Raw genomic sequence first — 21,022 nt, 5'->3', positions numbered from 1 at the left:
TTGAAGCCCGCCCCCGAAGGAGACGAGACGTGACCGGCGACCAGCGGAGGGCCGAGCACTCCCTCAGTATCCGCAAGCCGTACTTCGACCTGATCGCCTCCGGCGCGAAGACCGTCGAGGTCCGCGTCGGCTACCCCAAGATCCGCAGGATGGCCGCCGGGGACACCCTGACCATCGCCTGCGCGGACGAGACGCTGACCACCCGAATCACCGCGGTGAAGGAGTACGGCTCATTCGCCGCGATGCTGGACGCCGAGGAACCCGCCGCGATCGGCGGACCGGACATGACCCACGACCAGCTCGTAGCCGCGATCCGCGACATCTACCCGCCCGAGAAAGAAGCCTTGGGCGCCTTCGCGCTCCACCTCATCCTCGCGTAGATCAGCGACCCGGAACGGGGCCGCCGCCCTCGTCGTGAACCCATTCGCCAGGGCAGCCGGGTACGCGATCCCGCCCGCTGGTATGTACATGACGAGACGCCTTCACGGGCATGAAAACGCCTCCGGCCTGCGACTGTTTTCGCAGGCCGGAGGCCACATGGGAATTGTGGAGATGGCGGGAATCGAACCCGCGTCCAACGGTGCGGAACCAGGGCTTCTCCGAGTGCAGTCCGCTACGCTTTTCTCGGCCTCGGAGGTCACGCGGACAAGCCTCCGACAGGCCCAGTCACTGTTTGATTTCCTTCTGCGACCCGTGACCGGACGCAGAAGTTTAGATCCCTTGATGATGCCAGGGTCCGGGTCGGGATCACCCCCGGGCTGACACTCCGCAGAGTCTTCGCTAGCTGCTAATTAGGCAGCGAGGGCGAAGGCGGAGGAATCGCGCTTGGAATTGGCGATTATTGGTTGCGACATATGGTTTACGAGATCATTGCCGCTTCCTCGACTCGCTTCCCCTGCTTCGACATCCGCTGTCGAAACCGATCATCCCCATGTTGATTTTTCAAGGTGGTGCGCACACCCTCCGTGGGGTGTGGTGCCCATCGTACGTGACCAACGCACGACGATGCCAGCGTATTCCTGGTCAGGCGCTCCGCTGGCGGCGGCGGGCCGCCGCGATCGCGCGGTTCGTCTCCCTGGTGTCCTGCTTCTCGCGCAGCGTCTGCCGCTTGTCGTACTCCTTCTTGCCCTTGGCGAGCGCGATCTCCGCCTTGACCCGGCCGTTCACGAAGTACAGCGAGAGCGGCACGATCGTGTGACCGGTCTCCTGGGACTTCGACTCCAGCTTGTCGATCTCGGCGCGGTGCATCAGCAGCTTGCGCTTGCGCTTGGCGGAGTGGTTGGTCCAGGTGCCCTGCACGTACTCCGGGACGTGCACGTTGTGCAGCCACGCCTCGCCGCCGTCGATCTGGACGAAGCCGTCGACCAGCGACGCCCGGCCCATCCGCAGCGATTTGACCTCGGTTCCCATGAGCACGAGCCCGCACTCGTAGGTGTCGAGGATGGTGTAGTCGTGGCGCGCCTTCTTGTTCTGCGCGATGAGCTTGCGCCCGGTGTCCTTTTCCTTAGCCATAGTGCGGCCATTTTCGCACTACGAACCGCCCCCGAGGCCACTCAATACCGTCTCGGCCCGCTCCTGGGCCCGCGAGGTCACCACGAGGTCCGGGGTGATGCCCTCGCCGTCCACGCCGTGACCCGCCGGGGTCCGGTAGTGGCCCACGGTCAGCTCGGCGACCGAACCGCCCGCGAGCCGGCTCGGCATCTGCACGGAACCCTTGCCGAAGGTCCGCGAACCCACCGTGACCGCCCGGCCCCGGTCCTGGAGCGCCCCGGTGACCAGCTCGGCCGCGCTCATCGTGCCGCCGTCCACCAGGACCACCACCGGCCGCCCGGTGTCGCCGCCCGCCTCCGCGTACAGGGCCCGCTGCTCGCCGTGCACGTCGTACGTGGCGACCAGGCCGCCGTCCAGGAAGGCGGAGGCCGCGGTGACCGCCTCGGTGACCAGTCCGCCCGCGTTGCCGCGCAGGTCCAGCAGGACCCCGGCACCCGGCGGCGCCTGCCGGACCGCCTCGCGCACGGCGTCCCCGGAGCCCTTGGTGAACGAGCCGACCTCGATCCGGACCGCGCCGGACGGGCCCGAGCGCTCCGCCGCGACCGGCCGCACGGTCACCGACTCGACGGCGAGGCGGGCCCGGCGCAGCGTCTCGGTCCGGGTGGCGGCCCCCCGGCGCACCCCCAGGCGCACCGTGCTGCCCGCCTTCGCGCCGGTCCGGTCGCCGCGCAGCAGGGCCACCACGTCGGAGACCGGCATCCGGTCCACGCGGCGGCCGTCCACGGTGCGCAGCAGGTCGCCGGGGCGGATGCCCGCGCGGTCGGCGGGGCTGCCGGGCTGGACGCGGGCGACGGCGACCTGGCCGTCCGCGGAGCGCCGGGCGGCGAGCCCGACGCCGGTGTAGCTGCCGTCGAGGGCCTGCTCGAACTCCTGGTACTCGCGCTGGTCGTACACGGCGCCCCAGCGGTCGCCGCTGCGGCTGACGACCTCCTCGGCCGCCTCCGTACCGGACTTGCCGTCGGCGACCGCGTCGGCGGCGGCCTCGGCGACCGCGTCACGGTCGGCGGTGGCGGCGACGGACCGGGTGTGCACCCGGGGCTCCCGCTGCTCGCCGCGGGGCAGCGCGCCCGTCGCGGCCCCGGTGGCGAGGACGCCGGCGAAGACCAGCGTCAGGGCCGCCCCGCGGCGCAGACCGCGGGGCCCGACGCGACATTCGGGGTCCGACATGGCGCCGAGTCTAGGGGGTGTCCTGCCGGCCAGGGTCGGAAAGGCCGCGACACCTGGTGCGGTGCATCGCAAGGCGGAGGATTGAGTCAACGCGGAGCGTTGGTGATTGACGACAACGCCGCGAGGTGCCGTGCCAGGAGTCGCGGACCCGGCCCTGGCCGGCAGGACACCCCCTGGGACAACGCCTGTGGGGCGCATGGGACGTTGTCCGTGCGCCTCACGGGGCGCACATCACACCTTCAGGTACTTGCGCAGTGCGAAGAGAGCCGCCACGGCGGGCATCAGCAGGCCGATCGCCAGTACCAGCGGCAGCTTGGTGAGGACCGCGTCCCAGCCGATGAAGTCGATCAGGTTGAGCTTGTCCTTGAGCGCGAGGCCGCCGTCGATCAGGAAGTAGCGCCCGGCCAGCAGCATCACGCAGGCCAGCACCCCGCCGATGAGACCGGCGAAGGCCGCCTCCATGATGAACGGCGCCTGGATGTAGAAGCCGGAGGCGCCGACGAGCCGCATGATCCCGGTCTCCCGGCGCCGGGAGAACGCGGAGACGCGCACGGTGTTGACGATCAGCATCAGCGCGATGACGAGCATGAGCGCCATCACGAAGAGCGCGGCGACGTTCATGCCGTTCATCAGTCCGAAGAGGTTGTCCAGGATGCTCCGCTGGTCCTGGACCGACTGGACCCCGTCGCGTCCGGCGAAGGCGGTGGCGACGACCTTGTACTTGGTCGGGTCCTTGAGCTTGACCCGGAAGGACTCGGGCATCTGGTCCGGCGTGATGTTGCCGGCCATCGGGGAGTCGCCGAACTCCTCCTGGTAGTGCTTGTACGCCTCGTCGGAGGACTCGTAGATCACCTTCTCCACGACGTCCATCTTCCCCAGATCGGCCTCGATCTGGTCCTTCTGCTGCTTGGTGACCGCACCCTTGGCGCACTGGACCACCGTCTCCGCGTCGCCCTTGCCGCAGAGGTAGATGGAGACGTTGACCTTGTCGTACCAGTAGTCCTTCATCGTGCTGACCTGCTCGCGCATGAGCAGCGCGCCACCGAACAGGGCGAGCGAGAGGGCGACGGAGACGACGACGGCGAACGTCATCGTGAGGTTGCGACGGAGGCCGACGCCGATCTCCGACAGGACGAACTGGGCGCGCATGGCGTCCTTTCAGTGCTGGGTGCTCAGTGCTGGTAGCCGTAGACGCCGCGCGCCTGGTCGCGTACGAGACGGCCCTTCTCCAACTCGATGACGCGCTTGCGCATCTGGTCCACGATGTTCTGGTCGTGGGTCGCCATGATCACGGTGGTGCCGGTCCGGTTGATCCGGTCCAGCAGCTTCATGATGCCGACGGAGGTCTGCGGGTCGAGGTTGCCGGTCGGCTCGTCCGCGATCAGCAGCATGGGGCGGTTGACGAAGGCCCGTGCGATCGCCACGCGCTGCTGCTCACCACCGGACAGCTCGCCGGGCATCCGGTCCTCCTTGCCGCCGAGTCCGACGAGGTCGAGGACCTGCGGCACGGCCTTACGGATCTCGCCGCGCGGCTTGCCGATCACTTCCTGGGCGAACGCCACGTTCTGCGCGACGGTCTTGTTGGGCAGCAGGCGGAAGTCCTGGAAGACGGTGCCCAGCTGGCGGCGCATGTGCGGCACCTTCCAGTTGGACATGCGCGCGAGGTCCTTGCCCAGGACGTGGACGGCCCCGGTGCTGGCGCGTTCCTCGCGCAGGATGAGCCGCATGAAGGTGGACTTGCCGGAGCCGGAGGAGCCCACCAGGAAGACGAACTCGCCCTTCTCGATGTCGAGCGACACATCCCGGAGAGCGGGGCGGCTCTGCCTCGGGTAGGTCTTGGAGACGTTGTCGAATCGGATCACGGATGCACCACGGTCGGCCGGGAGTAGGTGAGCGTGACCTTACGCGAACCGGGCTCGACCGTGCAGGCACGCGTACCGGGATGGGTGATTTACGGTGAATCGGACCCGGTTCCGCGACGGTGCGGCGGCAGGGTTGTCGCGGGGCCGTGACGGGCGGGACGGGCCGATCGGCGCGCGAGCTGGCACAGTGGTAGGGGGAACGGTTGCGTTTCCGTGAGCGTTGTGCGGAGAGATTGCTTGTGCGGCTCCGCCGCGCGGGAGGAGGAAAGCGCATGACCTACGACCGACTGGTGTGCGCGAACTGCGCGGCACCCGTCACCGAGGGCCGCTGCCCCGTGTGCCGGGCGAGCCGTGAGCGGATGCGGGAGCAGGAGCAGGGCCCCTTCGGCGGGCTGAACCCGGCCATGCTGGTCGCCCTGCTGGTGGTGCTCCTGGGCGCCCTGGCGCTGCTGGCGCAGCACGCCGGATAGCGCCCGCCCGGCCCGTACGTACGCACAGGGGCCCGGACCGCTCGTCGCGGTCCGGGCCCCTCGCGTCGCGGCGCGGCCGGAATCAGGCGGCCGTGCGGTTGCCGACCAGGCGCGGCAGGATGCGGAAGCCGATGCCGCCGGCGATCATCGTCGCGGCGCCGACCAGCAGGAACGTGGTCTCGGCCGCACCGGTCTCGGCGAGCTCGTCCTTGCCCTTGCCCTGCTCGACCGGCTGGTTGCCGACCGAGTCGGGGTCGGTGTTGTCGGTGCCGTCGTCACCGAAGAGGCCCGCCGGGGCGCTGTCGGGGCCGGTGTCCGCCGTCCCGGTCGGGGTCGGGGTCGGGTCCGAGGGGTCGGCCGACTCGGACGGGCCCGGGGTCGGCTTCCCCGTCGGACTCGCCGGAGTGGTCGGCGTCGTCGGGGTCGTCGGAGTGGTGGGTGTCGTCGGCGTCGTCGGCGTGCTCGGAGTCGTGGGCGTCGTCGGCGTCGTCGGCGTCGTCGGAGTGGTGGGTGTCGTCGGCGTCGTCGGCGTGGTCGGAGTCGTCGGCGTGGTGGGCGTCGTCGGCTCGCAGCGCGGGTCGAGCGGGTTGCACGGCTCGCCCTCTTCCTCGCCGTCGCCCTGGTCACCCGCGGTCTGGGCGCCGATCTCCACGCCCCCGACCTCGACGCCGATTCCGACCGCCTGGGCCGCCCCGGCCGCGGTCAGCGAGGCACCTGCGGCGATGACCGCGCCCGCCGCGATCCGCGCGACGCGTACGCGCGTCTTCTTCGTCATGTACTGCTACCCCCAGTAGCCGTTCTCGTCGATGGAGCAGCGGCAGGACCGGGTGGTCGTCCGGCGGGGTTCGCTCCGGGCTCCGGCCCGCCTGGTACGGCGGCCGGGCAGCCCGCCCCCGCTCACAACCGCCCCGGAGATACACACGCTGCCCAAGCACCCTTGCCGGGGTTGCGGAGAACGTCAAGGCGGTTGTGGGGCGATACGGCCCGTTTCAGGGGGACTTGATGGCCATTCAGGACCGGCAACTGTGACGCATGCGGCACGCAAAAGCGCGCGGGTCGTCCACCGGCCCGCGCGCCCGTCCGAAAGGTGCGGCTACTTCTCGCTCTGCTTGCGCCAGCGGATACCGGCCTCGATGAAGCCGTCGATCTCGCCGTTGAAGACGGCGTCCGGGTTGCCCATCTCGAACTCCGTACGCAGGTCCTTGACCATCTGGTACGGATGCAGGACGTAGGAGCGCATCTGGTTGCCCCAGGAGTTGCCGCCGTCGCCCTTGAGGGCGTTCATCCTGGCCTGCTCCTCCTGGCGGCGCCGCTCCAGGAGCTTGGCCTGCAGGACGTTCATCGCGGACGCCTTGTTCTGGATCTGCGAGCGCTCGTTCTGACAGGAGACGACGATGCCGGTCGGCAGGTGGGTCAGCCGGACCGCGGAGTCCGTGGTGTTGACGCCCTGGCCGCCGGGGCCGGAGGAGCGGTACACGTCGACGCGCAGGTCGGACTCGTCGATCTCGACGTGGTCGGTCTGCTCGACCACGGGCAGCACCTCGACGCCCGCGAAGGAGGTCTGGCGGCGGCCCTGGTTGTCGAACGGCGAGACGCGCACCAGGCGGTGGGTGCCCTGCTCGACGGAGAGGGTGCCGTAGGCGTACGGGACCTCGACGGCGAAGGTGGTCGACTTGATGCCGGCCTCCTCCGCGTACGCCGTCTCGTAGACCTCGGTCTTGTAGTTGTGCCGCTCGGCCCAGCGCAGGTACATCCGCTGGAGCCGCTCGGCGAAGTCCGCCGCGTCCACCCCGCCGGCCTCGGCGCGGATGGTGACCAGCGCCTCGCGCGCGTCGTACTCGCCGGAGAGGAGGGTACGGACCTCCATCTCGTCCAGCGCCTTGCGGACGGCCTCCAGCTCGGCCTCGGCCTCGGCGAGCGCGTCCGCGTCGTCCTCGGCCTCGGCGAGCTCGAAGAGGACCTCGAGGTCGTCGATCCGGGCGCGCAGGGCCTCGGCCTTGCGGACCTCGGCCTGGAGGTGGGACAGCTTGCTGGTGATCTTCTGCGCCGCCTCGGGGTCGTCCCACAGGGACGGGGCGGCCGCCTGCTCCTCAAGTACGGCGATGTCCCCCCTCAGCGCATCCAGGTCCAGGACGGCCTCGATCGACCCCATGGTCGAGGAGAGGGACTTCAGCTCTTCGGAAATATCGACGACTGCCACGGGTCCAGCGTAACGGCTGTCGGCGCGGGCGTTCCTCGGGCCGCCGGATCACCCCGCGCGGCCACCGCGGCGCGCACCCGTCACGGGGTCGCCGGGGCGGAGTTCTCCGTCTCCCGGGGTCCGGGGTCCGCGTCGTCGCCGCTGAACGCCAGCCAGCCGGCCGCGCCGAGCCCGGCCACCAGCACCAGGGCCGCGGCCCCCAGCGTCAGCCGGCGCTTGCGGACGGCCGCCGCCTTGTTGCGGGCCGAGCCGGGGCGGGGGCGGCCGGGGGCGCGCGGGGCGCGGGCGGTGCCCCGGGGGCCGCCGGACAGCTCGTCGGGGGCCGGTACGCGCATGCTGGTGTGGGTGTCGCGGTTGGAGTCCGGGGAGGAGCCGGGCACCAGCGGGACGGCGCCGCGCCTGCGGGGCTCGTCGCCGGCCGGGGTGTACTGCTGCTCGTCGTAGCCGGGCGCGCTCTCCGGCTCCTCGTCCGGCTCGTCCACCTCCAGCGGCGGGATGCCGGCCAGCTGCGGCAGCTGCTCGCGCAGCCGGGCGGCCAGTTCGGAGGCGCGCAGCCGGGAGGCCGGGGCCTTGGCGAGGCACTGGACGAGCAGCTGCCACAGCTCGTCGGGGATGCCGGGGAGCGGGACGACGGTCTCGGTGACATGGCGGCGCAGCACCGCGCCGGGGTGGCCGCCGCCGAACGGCGTGAAGCCCGCGAGGAGCTCGTACAGGACGGTGGCCAGGGCGTAGATGTCCACGGCGGCGCGCGGCGGCAGGCCCTCGACGATCTCGGGGGCCAGGTAGTCCGGGGTGCCGATGATCTTGCTGCTCTTGGTGCGGCGCGGGGTGTCGATGAGCTTGGCGACGCCGAAGTCGGTGAGCAGCGCGGGGTGGGAGTTGCCGGGGCCGAGCGGGCCCTCCATGTCGAGCAGGATGTTCTCGGGCTTGACGTCGCGGTGGACGATCCCGGCGGCGTGCGCGGCGGCGAGGCCGTCCGCGACGTCGGCGACGATGGCGACGGCGGCCTCGGGGGCCAGCCGGCGTTCGCGGTCGAGCCGGGTGCGCAGGTCGGTGCCCCGGACGAGGTCCATGACGAGGGCGAGGTCGTTGCCGTCGACCACGAGGTCGCGGACGGCGACGACGTGCGGGTGGTCGAGTCCGAGCAGCGCGGTGCGCTCCTGGACGAACCGGCCGACGAGCTCCTGGTCGGACGCGAGGTCCTCGCGGAGCAGTTTGATGGCGACGGAGCCCTCGGGGCCGTCCCCGAGCCACACCGTGCCGGCGCTGCCGCGCCCCAGTATCTGGTGGGCGGTGTACCGGCTGCCGATTTTCCGTGCCAAGACTGCTCCCTCAGCGGCTGGCGATGGACCCCAACAACCCCCGGTCGACAAAGTTACGCGGCGATCGGGGGTCCGTGCGCCGCGGTCGGCGCCAACCTTCGCTTCTGCGGGCGAATCGCCCCGGATTCGGCCCGCGGAAGTCGATATAGCTACAGAGCCGTCATGGCTACTGAGTCGTACGTGCGTCAGTTGCCGCCGCTGCCGCTGCCGCCCAGTTCGGAGAACCAGTCCTTCACCGTGGAGACGGCGTCGGTGATGGCGTTCCAGTAGCTCTGGCCCTGGCCGATCCAGTCCTTGAGCGGGGTCAGCTCCCAGATCAGCCAGCTCGCCACGAAGAGCAGGACCAGCGTGAACAGGCAGCCCTTGAGGCAGCCGAGTCCGGGGATCTTCATCGGGTTGGCGCTGCGCCGCCTCGGCTCGCGGGGCGGGCGCGGCGCCGGCTGCTGGGGTTGCTGAGGCTGCTGCGGCGGCGCGTACTGCTGTTGCTGCGGCGGGGGCGCGTACTGCTGCTGGGGCTGCGGCCGGTACTGCCGCTGGGGCTGCGGTTGCGGCTGGTACTGCTGCGGCTGCTGGTACGGCTGCGGCGCGGGCTGCTGGTAGGGCTGCCGGTCGCGCGGCTGCTGCGGCGGGGCCTGCCGGCGCTGCGGGCGGCGGCGCAGCGGGTCCTCGCTCGGGTCGAGGTACTGGACCTGCGTCTGCTCGTTGCGGTCGCGGGCGGCCCGGAGCTGGGACTGCCAGGGGTGCGGGTCCTCGGGGCGCGGCTCGCCCTCCGGGCGCGGCGGTACGGGCGGCAGGACGGCGGTCGGGTCGGCCTGCGGGCCGGCGCCGGGGCCACCGCTGTGCGGCAGGACGCTGGTGGCCCCGTTCGGGTCGTACGAGCCCGCGTTGCTCGGCAGCACCTGGGTCGGGTCGGCGGCGCCGGGGACCTCGGGCACGGCGGTGGGCGCCGGGTCCGGCGCGAGGAGGGCGGCGACCCCGTCGGCGGCGGCGATCTGCGCGGCACTCGCGTGCACCCCGATGCCGGCGGCGACCGTCCGCAGGGCGCGGGCCAGGTTCTCGGCGCTCGGGCGGCGGTCGGGGTCCTTGCTCAGGCAGCGCTCGACGACCGTCCACAGGGGCTCGGGGACGGTGCTGGGGCGGCGCGGCTCCTCGCTGAGGTGCCGGTGCAGGACTTCGAGGGCGGTGCCGCCGGCGAACGGCGGGCGGCCGGTGAGCAGCTCGTACAGCAGGATACCGGCGCCGTAGATGTCCACGGCGGAGGTCTGCGGGCGGCCCTCGGCGGACTCCGGCGCCACATAGGCGGGGGTGCCGACGAACTCGTGGGTCCTGGTGAGCCCCGGCGAGTCGGCGAGGCGCGCGATGCCGAAGTCGGTGAGCATCGGGCGCATCTCGCCGTCCGGGTCGGCGAGCAGCACGTTGGCGGGCTTGAGGTCGCGGTGGACGACCCCGTCGGCGTGGCTGGCGGCGAGCGCGTCGGCGATCTGCGCGGTGAGCAGGGCGGCGGCGACCGGGGTGAGCGGTCCGTTGTCCCGCAGGTAGTGGTGCAGGTCGGGGCCGTCGATCAGGTCCATCACGAGGGCGAGGAGGTCGCCCTCGACGACGAGGTCGCGGGTGCGCACGATGTTGGGGTGGGTCAGCCGCAACAGGACGGAGCGTTCCCGCAGGAACCGCATCACCACGTCCGCGTCGTTGGCCAGCTCCTCCTTGAGGACCTTGATCGCCACGGTCTCGCCGGGCCGGCCGGCCACGGCCGCCTCCGCGCCCGCCGCCTCGCGCTGGCTGGCGCGCCAGACGGTGCCCGTGGCGCCGCGTCCCAGCGGCTCCTCGAGCAGGTACTTGCTGCCTACCGGCCGCACGTCATGCGCTCCCTGCTGGTCGTGGAACTTGCGGTCCCCCCGGAGATGCCTCCCGGAGTTTCCGGCCCACTCTAGAGGCTGTACGGGGCTCCCTCCCCCGGCCCCGTACGCACGGGTCGCGGGGGAAGACGCCCGCGTCGCGCGGATGGTTGCCGCGGCGGTCCGGGGGAAACGGTCATGCCGCACTTTTGGGGGCGGAGCAGACCTTTCAAGATCACTTACCGGTGACCGCCGGGCGTGTTGTCAGTGGCAGGTGCGAGGATGCCTGGAGCACCACTGTGGGGTCGGGAGCCTCGCGGTGCGTGACGAACCTGTACCGGACGACGCGTCCGTGTCGGGTGGGGGGAATCACAGGGCGTCTCCCCGGCCGGGCCCGCGCGCAGAAGGGACCGCTGACGGCGATGCAGATCCGGCTGACCGTCCTCGCGCCGCCCAGCGGCCAGACCCCGGCGCGCGCCTGCGATGTGCTGGTGACCGCCCCAGCGGGGACGGCCCTGGCCACGGTCGCCTCCGGCCTGGCGATGGCCGTCGCGGGCCCGGAGGGCTCCCTGGGCAGCGGTGCGGTGGTGCTCTTCGCGGGCCGGGAGCGGCTGGACGCGCAGCGCTGCGCGCTCGGCGAGCCGCCCCTGGTCGACGGCGCGATGCTCTCGCTCCAGGCCCCCGGCGAGGACGAGGCCGTGGACGAGGTGGTGCCCGCCCGGCTCCAGGTGGTCGCCGGGCCCGACGCCGGCGGTGTCCATCTGCTGCACGGCGGCACGGTGCGCGTCGGCCGCTCGGCGGAGGCCGACGTCCCGCTGGACGACCCCGATGTGTCCCGGCTGCACTGCGAGGTGACCGTTTCGGACGACGGCCGGGTCACCGTGGCCGACCTCGGCTCCACCAACGGCACCTCGCTGGACGGGGCGCAGGTCCGCGACCGCCCGGTCCGGCTGGCCCCCGGCGCGCTGCTCCGGCTCGGCGAGTCGACGCTGCGGCTCGCCTCCGGCGCGCGTACGCCGGTGCTGCCGACGACGCCGGACGGCGAGGGCCATCTGCGTGTGGCGCGCGTCCCGGCCGCGCCCGCCCCGGACCAGGGGGGCGAGGCGCCCGCGCCCGCCGCCCCCGCGAGCGGCCCGCCCCACCACGAACACCCCCTCCCGGACGGCGCCGAGCCCCCCGTCCCGCCCGGCGCACCGGCCGGGCCGCCCGAGCGGTCCGCCGGGCCGGAGGTGCCCCGGCGCGGCGGCCTGGGCGCCTGGGCCCGCCGCTTCAAGGGCGCCAGGGCCGTCCCCGCGGAGGCCGAGGCCCCGGAGCCGCCCGCGCCGCCCGCCCCCGCCGTGTCCGCCGCCCCGCCCGCGGCCCCGGAGGGCACCTGGCCCGACCCGGCGGCCGTCCTGCTGACCGCCCTGGGCCCCGGCCCCCGGCTGTGGGAGCGCGCCCCCGACCATCCGGAGGCGCTGGTGGTCCGGCTGGGCACGACCGACCGGGCCGATCTGCCGGCCGTGCCGGTGACCGTGAGCCTGCGCGAGGCGGGTTCGCTCGGGCTCGCCGGGCCGCGCGAGCGGCTGTCCGGGCTCGCCCGGTCCTGCGTGGCGCAGCTGGCCGCGCTGCACTCCCCCGCCGACCTGGAGATCGTCCTCATCAGCACGGACCGGACCCGCTCCACCGAGGAGCGGCGGCGGGAGTGGTCCTGGCTCGGCTGGCTGCCCCATCTGCGGCCGATGCACGGCCAGGACTGCCGGCTGCTGCTGGCGTTCGACCGGGACCAGGCGCTCGCCCGGACCGCCGAGCTGGTCCGCCGGCTGGACGACGGGCCGCTCGGGCCGGGCTGGGCGAGTCAGGACCCGGCCACGATCGCCGAGGCCGCCCGCGCCCGCACGGGGCCGTTCACCGTGGTGATCCTGGACGGCGATCCGGGCGCCGCCGCGCTCCGGGAGAGCACCGCCCGGCTGGCCGCGGCCGGCTCGGCGGCGGGCATCCATCTCATCTGTCTGGCCGAGACCCCGGCCGCGACGCCCACCTCGCCCGTCGCCGCCACGTACGAGGCCGCGTGCCACGCGTCGATCCCGTTCCGCGAGTGCGGGGCGGTGGGCATGCTGAGCGGCGATGTGGCGACGGCCCTGCGGCTGCTGCGCACGGCGGGCGGCCGGGCCGCCGGGCACGGCACGGTGGCCTCGGTGGACGCGGTGTCGGCGCACTGGGCGCAGCGGTTCGGGCGGGCGCTGGCGCCGCTGCGGGCGGAGGGCTCGGCCGCGCCGGGCGACCGCCCGCTGCCGGTGGCGCTCCCGCCGAGCGCGCGGCTGCTGGACGAGCTGGGCCTGGCCCGCGCCACCCCGGCGTCCCTGATGGCCCGCTGGGCCTCCGCCGCGGACGACCACCCGGCGCCGCGCGTGGGCGCCCAGCGCACGGCGGCCCAGGCCCCGGACACCCGCGGCTCGGGCCGCACCCCGTACCCGGACCGGACGACGACAGGGTCCGGCCGTACGCCGTACCCGGACCGGACGACCACGGGCTCCGGTCGCACCCCGTACCCCCGTACCGCGACCGGTGATTCCGGGCGCACGCTGTACTCCGCCGGGGGCGGTGCCGTCGAGGGCGCGGGGAGTACGCAGACCGTGACGCGGGCCGCGCCCCGGGGGGCCGTGTACGCCGGGCGGCCCGTGGTCGTGCTGGGTGCCGGGCCGCACGGCGCGGTGAGTGTGGACCTGGCCGACGAGGGGCCGCATCTGCTCATCGAGGGGCCCGGCGGCAGCGGGCGCAGCGAGTTGCTGCGGGCCGTCGCGGCGTCGCTGGCCGCCGCCGCCCGGCCGGACCGGCTGGGCATCGTGCTGGTGGACGGGGCCGGCGGCGAGCGCGGCGAGTCCCTGCGGCCCTGTACGGAGCTGCCGCACGCGTTCACGCATCTGGTGGCGTCGGACCCGGTCCGGATGCGGGAGTTCGCCCAGGCGCTGGGCGGCGAGGTGAAGCGGCGGGCCGAACTGCTCGGCGAGCTGGAGTTCGAGGAGTGGCACAGCCGCCGGGAGGACGAGCAGGGCCAGGCCGCGGCGTCGGTCCCCTCGCAGCGGGGCGACGTGGAGGCGCCGGCCAGCGGCACGCTCCGGCTGCGCGCGGGCGGCGGCCGGCCCGTCGATCCGGGGCCGTCGCCGCTGCCCCGGCTGGTGGTGCTGGTGGACGACTTCGACGCGCTCATAGCCCCGGCGCTGGGGAGCCCCGGCCGGCCGGCGGCCGGTTCGGTGGTGCGGGCGCTGGAGGCGGTGGCCCGTGAGGGCGGCCGGCTCGGCATGCACCTGGTCGCGGCCTCGGCCCGCCCGGACCGCACGGAGGACACGGAGCTGGCGCGCGGCGCCCGGCTGCGCATCGTGCTCGATCCGCCCCCGGTGCCGCCCTCGCCGGACGAACCGGCGCCGGGCCGGGGCCGGCTGGGGCATCCGGACGGGCGGGTGACGCCGTTCCAGGGCGGCCGGGTGACGGGCCGCATCCCGCGTACGGCGACGCTGCGGCCGACGGTCGTGCCGCTGGAGTGGGAGCGGATGGGCGATCCGCCGACCCGCCGCCCGGTGCGGGAGCTGGGCAACGGGCCGACGGACCTGGCGCTGCTCGCCAGCGCGCTGGAACGGGCGGCGCGTTCGGTGAACGCGCAACCCCTGGCGCCCCTGGTTCCCTGACCCGGGTTCCGGCCGGTCCGGCCACCGCGCCGGAGCCGCCCCCTCCGCCGCCCCGGACCGGGCGGACTCCGCGTCCCGGGCCGGGCGGCCCGATCGTCCCCCAATCGCCGGATACCTGCACTGACGGCACGTCACGAGGCCATCACGATCAAGGAGTTGGGGGTGAGCGCGGTATTGCGGCGTCCGGGCGCCGGGCATAGGACTGTGCGCACACGACGATGTGACGCATGACCGGGAGCGCTGGCTTTCAGGACCGGCGCCGGTCCGGCGCACGCGCACAGAGAGACGGGGCAGGGATGCGCACAACCCTTCGTATTCGCAGGGCGGCCGTGGTGTTCACCGCCATCGGCGCTCTGGCCCTCACCGCCTGCGGCGGCGACGGCGACGGCGGAGAGAAGAAGACGGACGACGGCGCCTCCACGCCGGACAAGAGCTCCGCGCCGAGCGTCGTTTTACCGAAACTGGACGGTGAGAAGCTCTCGGTCGCCGCGGTCTGGACGGGCCCGGAACAGGCCAACTTCGTCAAGGTGCTCGACGAGTTCGAGAAGCGGACCGGCGCGCAGGTGACGTTCGTTCCGGCACAGGACCCGATCGTCAACTTCCTCGGTACGAAGATCGCGGGCGGTCAGCCGCCGGACGTCGCGATGATCCCGCAGGTGGGGGCGATCCAGCAGGCCGTGGCGAAGAAGTGGGCCAAGCCCGTCGGTGCCGAAGCCAAGGCCGAGCTGAGCAAGAACTACGCCAAGGTCTGGCAGGACCTCGGCACGGTGGACGGCACCCAGTACGGGGTGTACTTCAAGGCCGCCAACAAGTCGCTGATCTGGTACAACGCCAAGGCGTTCGAGAACGCGGGCGCGAGCGAGCCGAAGACCTGGGACGACTTCCTGAAGACCGCCGAGACGGTGTCCGCCTCGGGTGTCACGCCGGTCTCGGTGGGCGGCGCGGACGGCTGGACGCTCACCGACTGGTTCGAGAACATCTATCTCTCCCAGGCCGGTCCGGAGAAGTACGACCAGCTCGCCCAGCACAAGATCAAGTGGACGGACGGGTCCGTCAAGGACGCGCTGACCACGCTGGCCCAGCTGTTCGGCAAGCCCTCGCTGATCGCGGGCGGGGCCGACGGCGCGCTGCAGACCGAGTTCCCGACGTCCGTCACCCAGACGTTCACCGGCGGGGACCAGCCGAAGGCCGCCATGGTCTACGAGGGCGACTTCGTCAGCGTCAACATCGCGCAGACGAAGGCGAAGATCGGCACGGACGCCAAGGTCTTCCCGTTCCCCGCGGTCGGCCCCGAGGCCCCCGTGGTGACCGGCGGCGACGCGGCGATCGCGCTCAAGGACGGCAAGGGCGCCCAGGCGCTGCTCACCTGGCTGGCCTCCACCGACGCGGCGAAGATCGCGGCCGGCCGGGGCGGGTTCATCTCCCCCAACAAGGGCCTGGACCCGGCCGCGTACCCGAACGACGTGCAGCGCACGATGGCGAAGGCGCTGATCGCGGCCGGTGACGCCGTCCGGTTCGACATGTCCGACCAGGCGCCGCAGTCGTTCGGCGGGACGCCCGGCAAGGGCGAGTGGAAGATCCTCCAGGACTTCCTCAAGAACCCGAAGGACATCGCGGGGACCCAGGCCGCGCTGGAGTCCGCCGCGGCCAAGGCGTACAAGAGCTGACGGCATGACGACAGCGGCAGCGGGGGGCGCCGACGAGGCGCTCCCCGCCGACAGTCAACGGTCCGGCGGGCACCGGGTGCCCGCCCCCCGGAAGACCGCCCCGGCCGGCTCCCCCGGTACGCCGGGCCGCCCCGGCCGGAGCGTGACCGGCACCCGCAGGGTGATCGCGTCGCTCTTCCTGCTGCCCGCGCTGGTGCTGCTCGGGGCGCTCGTGGTGTACCCGATCGTGTACTCCGTCTACCGGTCGTTCTTCGACCAGGCGGGCACGGGCTTCGCCGGCCTCGACAACTACCGGACCCTGTTCACGGACGACACCATCCGTACGGCGGTCAAAAACAACGCGATCTGGGTGGTGTTCGCGCCGACGATCTCCACCGCGCTCGGGCTGATCTTCGCGGTGCTGACCGAACGCATCCGCTGGGGCACCGCGTTCAAGCTGGTCGTCTTCATGCCGATGGCGATCTCCATGCTGGCGGCGGGCATCATCTTCCGGCTGGTGTACGACGCGGCGCCGGAGCGCGGGGTCGCCAACGCGGTGTGGGTGGGCGTGCACGACACGTTCGCCGAGTCCTCGGGCTTCCCGAAGGCCCATCCGCTGCCCGTGCACCCGCTGAAGGCGGCCGGTGGCGGCGCGTTCGTGACGAAGACGACGGTCCACGCCGGCCAGCCGGTCGAGCTCCCCCTCGTCGGCGTGCTTCCGGCGAGGATGCCGGGCGACGCGAAGCCCGCGCAGGCCCCGGCGGCGACCGGGGACGGCGCGATCACCGGCACCGCGTGGCTGGACTTCACCAAGGGCGGCGGCGGCAGGCCCAACGTCATCGACGCAAAGGAACTGGGGCTCAAGGGCCTGAAGGTGGAGGCCGTCAGAAACGGCGAGGTCGTCGCGACCGCCCGGGCCGGCGCGGACGGCACGTTCACGCTGCCCGCCGCGGCGGACGGCGCGGAACTCCGGCTGCCGGCCGACAACTTCAGGGAGCCGTACAACGGCGTGAACTGGCTCGGGCCCACGCTCGTGACGCCCGGCATCATCGGCAGCTACGTGTGGATGTGGGCCGGGTTCGCCATGGTGCTGATCGCGGCCGGACTGGCCGGACTGCCGCGTGAACTCCTGGAAGCGGCACGGGTGGACGGCGCCAACGAGTGGCAGGTGTTCCGCCGCATCACCGTGCCGATGCTCGCCCCGGTCCTCGCGGTGGTGCTGGTCACGCTGATGATCAACGTGCTCAAGATCTTCGACCTGGTGTTCATCATCGCGCCGGGCTCCTCGCAGGACGACGCCAACGTGCTGGCGTTCCAGCTGTACCGGTCCTCGTTCGGCACGGACGCGGACCTCGGGGTCGGCAGCGCCATCGCCGTGCTCCTGCTGCTGCTGGTGATCCCGGTGATGCTCTTCAACATCAGGCGGATACGGAAGGAGGGGCGCCGATGACCACGTCCCCGGCCACCACCGCGGGGGGCACCGGCACGGTGAAGGCACGGCGGTCCCTGGGCACCCGGCTCGCGGCGGGCGCCGCGGGCGGGGCGATGCGGGTCTTCCTGGTCCTGGTGGCCCTGTTCTGGCTGATGCCGACCGTGGGTCTGCTGCTGTCCTCGCTGCGCGGCCCGGACCGGATCGCCGCCACCGGCTGGTGGAAGGTCTTCACCGCCCCCTCCGAGCTGACCCTCGACAACTACTCCAAGCTGCTGGACAACTCGGCGATCACCGACTCGCTGCTGAGCACCGTGATGATCACCGTGCCCTCGACGGTCCTGGTCGTGGTGATCGGCTCGCTCGCGGGATACGCCTTCGCCTGGATGGACTTCCCCGGCCGCGACTGGTGGTTCCTGCTGGTCGTGGGGCTGCTGGTGGTCCCGGTGCAGGTCGCGCTCATCCCGGTGTCGAAGCTGTTCGGCGAGATCGGCATCTTCGAGACGACGCTCGGGGTGGTCCTCTTCCACACCGCGTTCGGGCTGCCCTTCGCGATCTTCCTGCTGCGCAACTTCTTCGCGGAGATCCCCCGGGAGCTGCTGGAGGCGGCGCGGCTGGACGGGGCGGGCGAGATCCGGCTGTTCACCCGGGTGGTGATGCCGCTGGGCGGGCCCGCGATCGCCTCCCTCGGGATCTTCCAGTTCCTCTGGGTGTGGAACGACATGCTGGTCGCGCTGATCTTCGCGGACTCCGGATCGCCGCCGATCACGGTGGCCCTCCAGCAGCAGGTCCGCCAGTTCGGCAACAACATCGACGTGCTGGCGCCCGGCGCCTTCGTCTCGATGGTGATCCCGCTGGCGGTGTTCTTCGCCTTCCAGCGCCAGTTCGTCTCCGGGGTGATGGCGGGGGCGGTCAAGTAGCAGGTACGTAACAGTGCGGGGTGCTCCGGCCGGCCGGCGGGGGCGCCCCGCACCCCTGTGCGGGCCCGGAATCACGGGCCCGCGGGGCGCCCGTCATGGACCGGCACGCCCCGAATCACCCAAGGTTCACTTACTGTCCCGGGTAGTATGATAAGTGGGGCCTTCATCAGCCGCGCGGTCGACCGCTCACGGGCCCGACGCGCCCCTGACCTCGAACGTCGTACGCCCGTCCGCCCCCTGACCGTCCTGCGGAGCCCACCCCAGTACGCTGTGTGGTCTCCCAGTACGCACAGTCCGAGAAAGAGTCCGTATGCCCCGGCTGAGTGTCATCATCCCCGTCCGTCGCGCCCGAGGCAGTCTGCGCGAGTGCCTGGAGTCGGTGCTCTCCCAGTCGTTCACGGACATCGAGGTCATCGGGGTGGACGACGGCGCGCCGGACGGCTCGGGCCTGGTGCTCGACGAGTTCGCCGCGCGCGACAGCCGCGTACGGGCCGTGCACCTGGAGCCGGGCGCCGGAGCGCACGGCCGGCGCAACGCCGGGATCGAGGAGGCCGCCGGGGAGTATGTCCTGTTCCTGGAGGGCTACTACATCCACCTGCCCGGCTCGCTCCAGGCCGTCGTGGACCGGCTGGAGTCCACCGGCGACCCGGACGTGCTGGTCTTCGGCCACCGCAAGCGCCCCTTCCGCGGCAAGACCCGCTCCACCCGCTCGCTGGAGAAGCTGGGCTCCATGCCCGCCGGCCCGCTCACCCTCGTGGGCCGCCCCGACCTCCTGGACATCGCCACGGTCTCCTGGAACCGCGCGGTGCGCCGGGGACTCCTGGAGCGGGAGAGCGTGACCTTCGGTCCGGGCCCGCACGGCGAGCGGATGTACGCGCTGGCGACCCTCGCCGCCGCGGCCTCCGTGGCCACGCTGGACACCGCCTGCGTCGAGCACCGCCAGCAGCGCTACCTGCCCGGCCTGGTGGACGACGTGGAGCCGACGGCCGGCTCGACGCCGCTGGAGCTGGTCGAGGCGTACGGCGCGCTGATGACCTTCGTCGAGGCCCGCCCGGCCCTGAAGGAGGTGCGCGGCCTCCTGTTCGAGCGCGCCTTCCAGGAGCTGCTCTCCGCGTACCCGACGGTGACCAGGCGCCGCCGCCAGTACGTGTCCGCCGTCGCCTCCTTCCACCGCGCGCACCGCCCCGAGGGCTTCAAGTTCCCCGGCGGCGCCAAGGGCCTGCGCCCGCAGCTCATGGGCGACGGCAAGTACACGGTGCTCGGCGCCCTGGACACCGCTCTGGCGACCCGCCGCAGCCTGCGCGCCGCGCCCTCCACGGCCCGCGCGAAGGCGAAGAAGCAGTTCACCAAGCGCTACTACAAGGCGCAGCGCAAGCTCCCGCTCGACCCGAAGCTGGCCGTGTACGCCGCCTACTGGAACCGCGGCGTGAGCTGCAACCCGGAGGCGATCTACCGCAAGGCCAAGGAGCTGGCGCCCGACATCCACGGCGTGTGGGTGGTCTCGAAGAAGAACGTGGACTCGGTGCCCAAGGGCATCGACTACGTGGTGCCCGGCACCCGCCGCTACTGGTCGGTGCTGGCCCGGGCCACGTACTTCGTCAACAACGTCAACTTCCCGGACCACCTGGTCAAGCGCCCCGGCCAGATCCACGTCATGACCCACCACGGCACCCCCGTGAAGATCATGGGCATGGACCAGCAGAACTACCCGGCGGCCGCCCAGGGGCTCAACTTCGACCGGCTGCTCAAGCGTGTGGACCGCTGGGACTGGAGCGTCTCCGCCAACCCGCACTCCACCGAGGTGTGGTCCCGCGCCTACCCCAGCGCCGCGCGCCCGCTGGAGACCGGCTACCCGCGCAACGACGTCTTCGCGACGACCACCGAGGAGCAGATCGCCAAGATCCGCGAGGACCTCGGCATCCGCCCCGGTCAGCGCGCCCTGCTGTACGCGCCGACGCACCGCGACTACGAGGCCGGCTTCACCAGCCGGCTGGACGTGGACAAGTTCTGCGCGGCCGCGGGCCCGGACACCGTGCTCCTGATGCGCGCGCACTACTTCTACGGCGGTTCCGGGCTGCCGGACAACGCGTCGGTCATCGACGTCTCCACGCACCCGCGCGTCGAGGACCTGTGCCTGGCGGCCGACGCGCTGATCACCGACTACTCCTCGGTGATGTTCGACTACGCCAACCTCGGCCGCCCGATCGTCGTCCACGCCCCGGACTGGGAGACGTACCGCACGGTCCGCGGGGTCGTCTTCGACCTGCTGTCCGGCAAGCCCGGTGAGACGCCGGGCGCGGTCACCACGACCACGGACGAGCTGGCGGCCGTCTTCACGGACGGCACCTGGAACAGCCCGGAGAACACGGCGCTGCTGAAGGCGTTCAAGGAGCGGTTCTGCCCGTACGACGACGGCCACGCCGCCGAGCGCGTGGTGCGCCGGGTCTTCCTGGGCGAGGAGCCGCCGGCCCCCGGCACCGTCTGACCCGCCTCGCGCGCCCGAAGGGCCCGGCACCGGAACGTTCCGGCGGCGGGCCCTTCGGGCGTTTCCCGGCTCAGCGCTGCTGGCCGGCCATCACCGTGACCAGGCCGACCACCACGAGCAGCGAGCCGCCCCAGGTCCACAGCGAGGTCCGTTCGTGCAGCACGGTCGCCCCGGCGAGCACGATCAGCAGATAGCCGAGCGCGTTGAAGGGGTAGGCGACGGAGAGCGGGACCTTGGCCAGCGTCGTCATCCAGGCGAGCGCGGACACCGCGAAGACCAGCAGCCCGAGCACGACCCAGGGGCTGCCGGCGGCGCGCATGACGACGGAGCCGCCGTCCCGCCCGGCGGCGGCCGCCGCGCCCTTCATCCCGTGCTTGAGCATGATCTGGCCGCCCGCCGACGAGAACACGGCGAACAGGAGCAGCAGCACGCTGGGCAGGGTCATGGCCTTGTTCCTGACTGCGGGGGGC

At 72.7% G+C, this 21,022-nt stretch carries 16 protein-coding genes and 1 other RNA gene; 7 read left to right on the top strand and 10 right to left on the bottom strand.

Annotation, left to right across the window (positions count from 1 at the left end; genetic code table 11):
* The first annotated feature begins 29 nt into the window (after positions 1 to 29).
* A complete protein-coding gene (locus DNK56_RS05590; RefSeq protein WP_111330987.1) occupies positions 30 to 380 on the top strand; it encodes an ASCH domain-containing protein in 351 nt (116 codons plus the stop codon).
* Positions 381 to 544: 164 nt separating this feature from the next.
* On the opposite strand, the gene ssrA is transcribed toward DNK56_RS05590, so the two are convergent.
* The 5 genes from ssrA to ftsE all read right to left on the bottom strand — a co-directional run bounded on the left by ssrA (position 545) and on the right by ftsE (position 4,580).
* Positions 545 to 931, bottom strand: a transfer-messenger RNA (tmRNA) gene (gene ssrA, locus DNK56_RS05585).
* Positions 932 to 1,023: 92 nt separating this feature from the next.
* The gene (smpB, locus tag DNK56_RS05580) at positions 1,024 to 1,512 is read right to left on the bottom strand and encodes an SsrA-binding protein SmpB (protein WP_111330986.1); all 489 of its coding nucleotides are present in this window, start codon (positions 1,510 to 1,512) and stop codon (positions 1,024 to 1,026) included.
* A gap of 18 nt (positions 1,513 to 1,530) precedes the next feature.
* On the bottom strand, positions 1,531 to 2,718 hold the full coding sequence (locus tag DNK56_RS05575) for a S41 family peptidase (protein WP_111330985.1): 1,188 nt from the start codon (positions 2,716 to 2,718) through the stop codon (positions 1,531 to 1,533).
* 231 nt (positions 2,719 to 2,949) lie between these two features.
* Positions 2,950 to 3,867, bottom strand: coding sequence for a permease-like cell division protein FtsX (gene ftsX / locus DNK56_RS05570; RefSeq protein WP_111330984.1), 918 nt, complete (start codon positions 3,865 to 3,867; stop codon positions 2,950 to 2,952).
* 23 nt (positions 3,868 to 3,890) lie between these two features.
* A complete protein-coding gene (ftsE, locus tag DNK56_RS05565) occupies positions 3,891 to 4,580 on the bottom strand; it encodes a cell division ATP-binding protein FtsE (RefSeq protein WP_018555946.1) in 690 nt (229 codons plus the stop codon).
* Positions 4,581 to 4,852: 272 nt separating this feature from the next.
* Between ftsE and DNK56_RS05560 the strand changes: the two genes are divergently transcribed.
* Entirely contained in the window at positions 4,853 to 5,050 is a 198-nt protein-coding gene (locus tag DNK56_RS05560) for a hypothetical protein (RefSeq protein ID WP_111330983.1), read from the top strand.
* Positions 5,051 to 5,132: 82 nt separating this feature from the next.
* Here DNK56_RS05560 and DNK56_RS05555 read toward each other — a convergent pair whose 3' ends face one another.
* The 4 genes from DNK56_RS05555 to DNK56_RS05540 form a co-directional block, all read right to left on the bottom strand.
* The gene (locus DNK56_RS05555) at positions 5,133 to 5,825 is read right to left on the bottom strand and encodes an LPXTG cell wall anchor domain-containing protein (protein ID WP_111330982.1); all 693 of its coding nucleotides are present in this window, start codon (positions 5,823 to 5,825) and stop codon (positions 5,133 to 5,135) included.
* A gap of 318 nt (positions 5,826 to 6,143) precedes the next feature.
* Positions 6,144 to 7,250 carry a peptide chain release factor 2 gene (gene prfB, locus DNK56_RS05550; protein WP_111330981.1) on the bottom strand — a complete coding sequence of 369 codons (1,107 nt, stop codon included), beginning with the start codon at positions 7,248 to 7,250 and terminating at the stop codon, positions 6,144 to 6,146.
* An 80-nt stretch (positions 7,251 to 7,330) separates the two neighbouring features.
* Positions 7,331 to 8,572, bottom strand: a complete 1,242-nt coding sequence (locus DNK56_RS05545; RefSeq protein WP_111330980.1) for a serine/threonine-protein kinase — start codon at positions 8,570 to 8,572, stop codon at positions 7,331 to 7,333.
* A gap of 185 nt (positions 8,573 to 8,757) precedes the next feature.
* Entirely contained in the window at positions 8,758 to 10,428 is a 1,671-nt protein-coding gene (locus DNK56_RS05540) for a serine/threonine-protein kinase (protein ID WP_111330979.1), read from the bottom strand.
* A gap of 401 nt (positions 10,429 to 10,829) precedes the next feature.
* Here DNK56_RS05540 and DNK56_RS05535 point away from each other — a divergent pair, with 401 nt between their 5' ends.
* From DNK56_RS05535 to DNK56_RS05515, 5 genes are all read left to right on the top strand, one after another.
* Positions 10,830 to 14,072: an FtsK/SpoIIIE domain-containing protein gene (locus tag DNK56_RS05535; protein ID WP_111330978.1), complete on the top strand. Its 3,243-nt coding sequence runs from the start codon at positions 10,830 to 10,832 to the stop codon at positions 14,070 to 14,072.
* Between the two features lie 296 nt (positions 14,073 to 14,368).
* Positions 14,369 to 15,739, top strand: coding sequence for an ABC transporter substrate-binding protein (locus DNK56_RS05530; protein WP_199563870.1), 1,371 nt, complete (start codon positions 14,369 to 14,371; stop codon positions 15,737 to 15,739).
* A gap of 4 nt (positions 15,740 to 15,743) precedes the next feature.
* Positions 15,744 to 17,168 (top strand): carbohydrate ABC transporter permease, encoded by a 1,425-nt coding sequence (locus tag DNK56_RS05525; protein WP_111330976.1) that lies wholly within the window; start codon positions 15,744 to 15,746, stop codon positions 17,166 to 17,168.
* Positions 17,165 to 18,067 (top strand): carbohydrate ABC transporter permease, encoded by a 903-nt coding sequence (locus DNK56_RS05520; protein ID WP_111330975.1) that lies wholly within the window; start codon positions 17,165 to 17,167, stop codon positions 18,065 to 18,067. The genes DNK56_RS05525 and DNK56_RS05520 overlap by 4 nt, the downstream gene beginning before the upstream one ends.
* Positions 18,068 to 18,377: 310 nt before the next feature.
* Entirely contained in the window at positions 18,378 to 20,552 is a 2,175-nt protein-coding gene (locus DNK56_RS05515) for a bifunctional glycosyltransferase/CDP-glycerol:glycerophosphate glycerophosphotransferase (protein WP_111330974.1), read from the top strand.
* Positions 20,553 to 20,622: 70 nt separating this feature from the next.
* Here DNK56_RS05515 and DNK56_RS05510 read toward each other — a convergent pair whose 3' ends face one another.
* Positions 20,623 to 20,997 (bottom strand): EamA family transporter, encoded by a 375-nt coding sequence (locus tag DNK56_RS05510; protein ID WP_199563871.1) that lies wholly within the window; start codon positions 20,995 to 20,997, stop codon positions 20,623 to 20,625.
* Positions 20,998 to 21,022 lie beyond the last annotated feature (25 nt).

It is taken from the genome of Streptomyces sp. AC1-42W, from assembly GCF_003248355.1.
GTDB lineage: Bacteria > Actinomycetota > Actinomycetes > Streptomycetales > Streptomycetaceae > Streptomyces.
The sequence above is the reverse complement of the archived record's forward strand: the minus strand, read 5'-3'. Positions and strand labels throughout refer to the sequence as shown.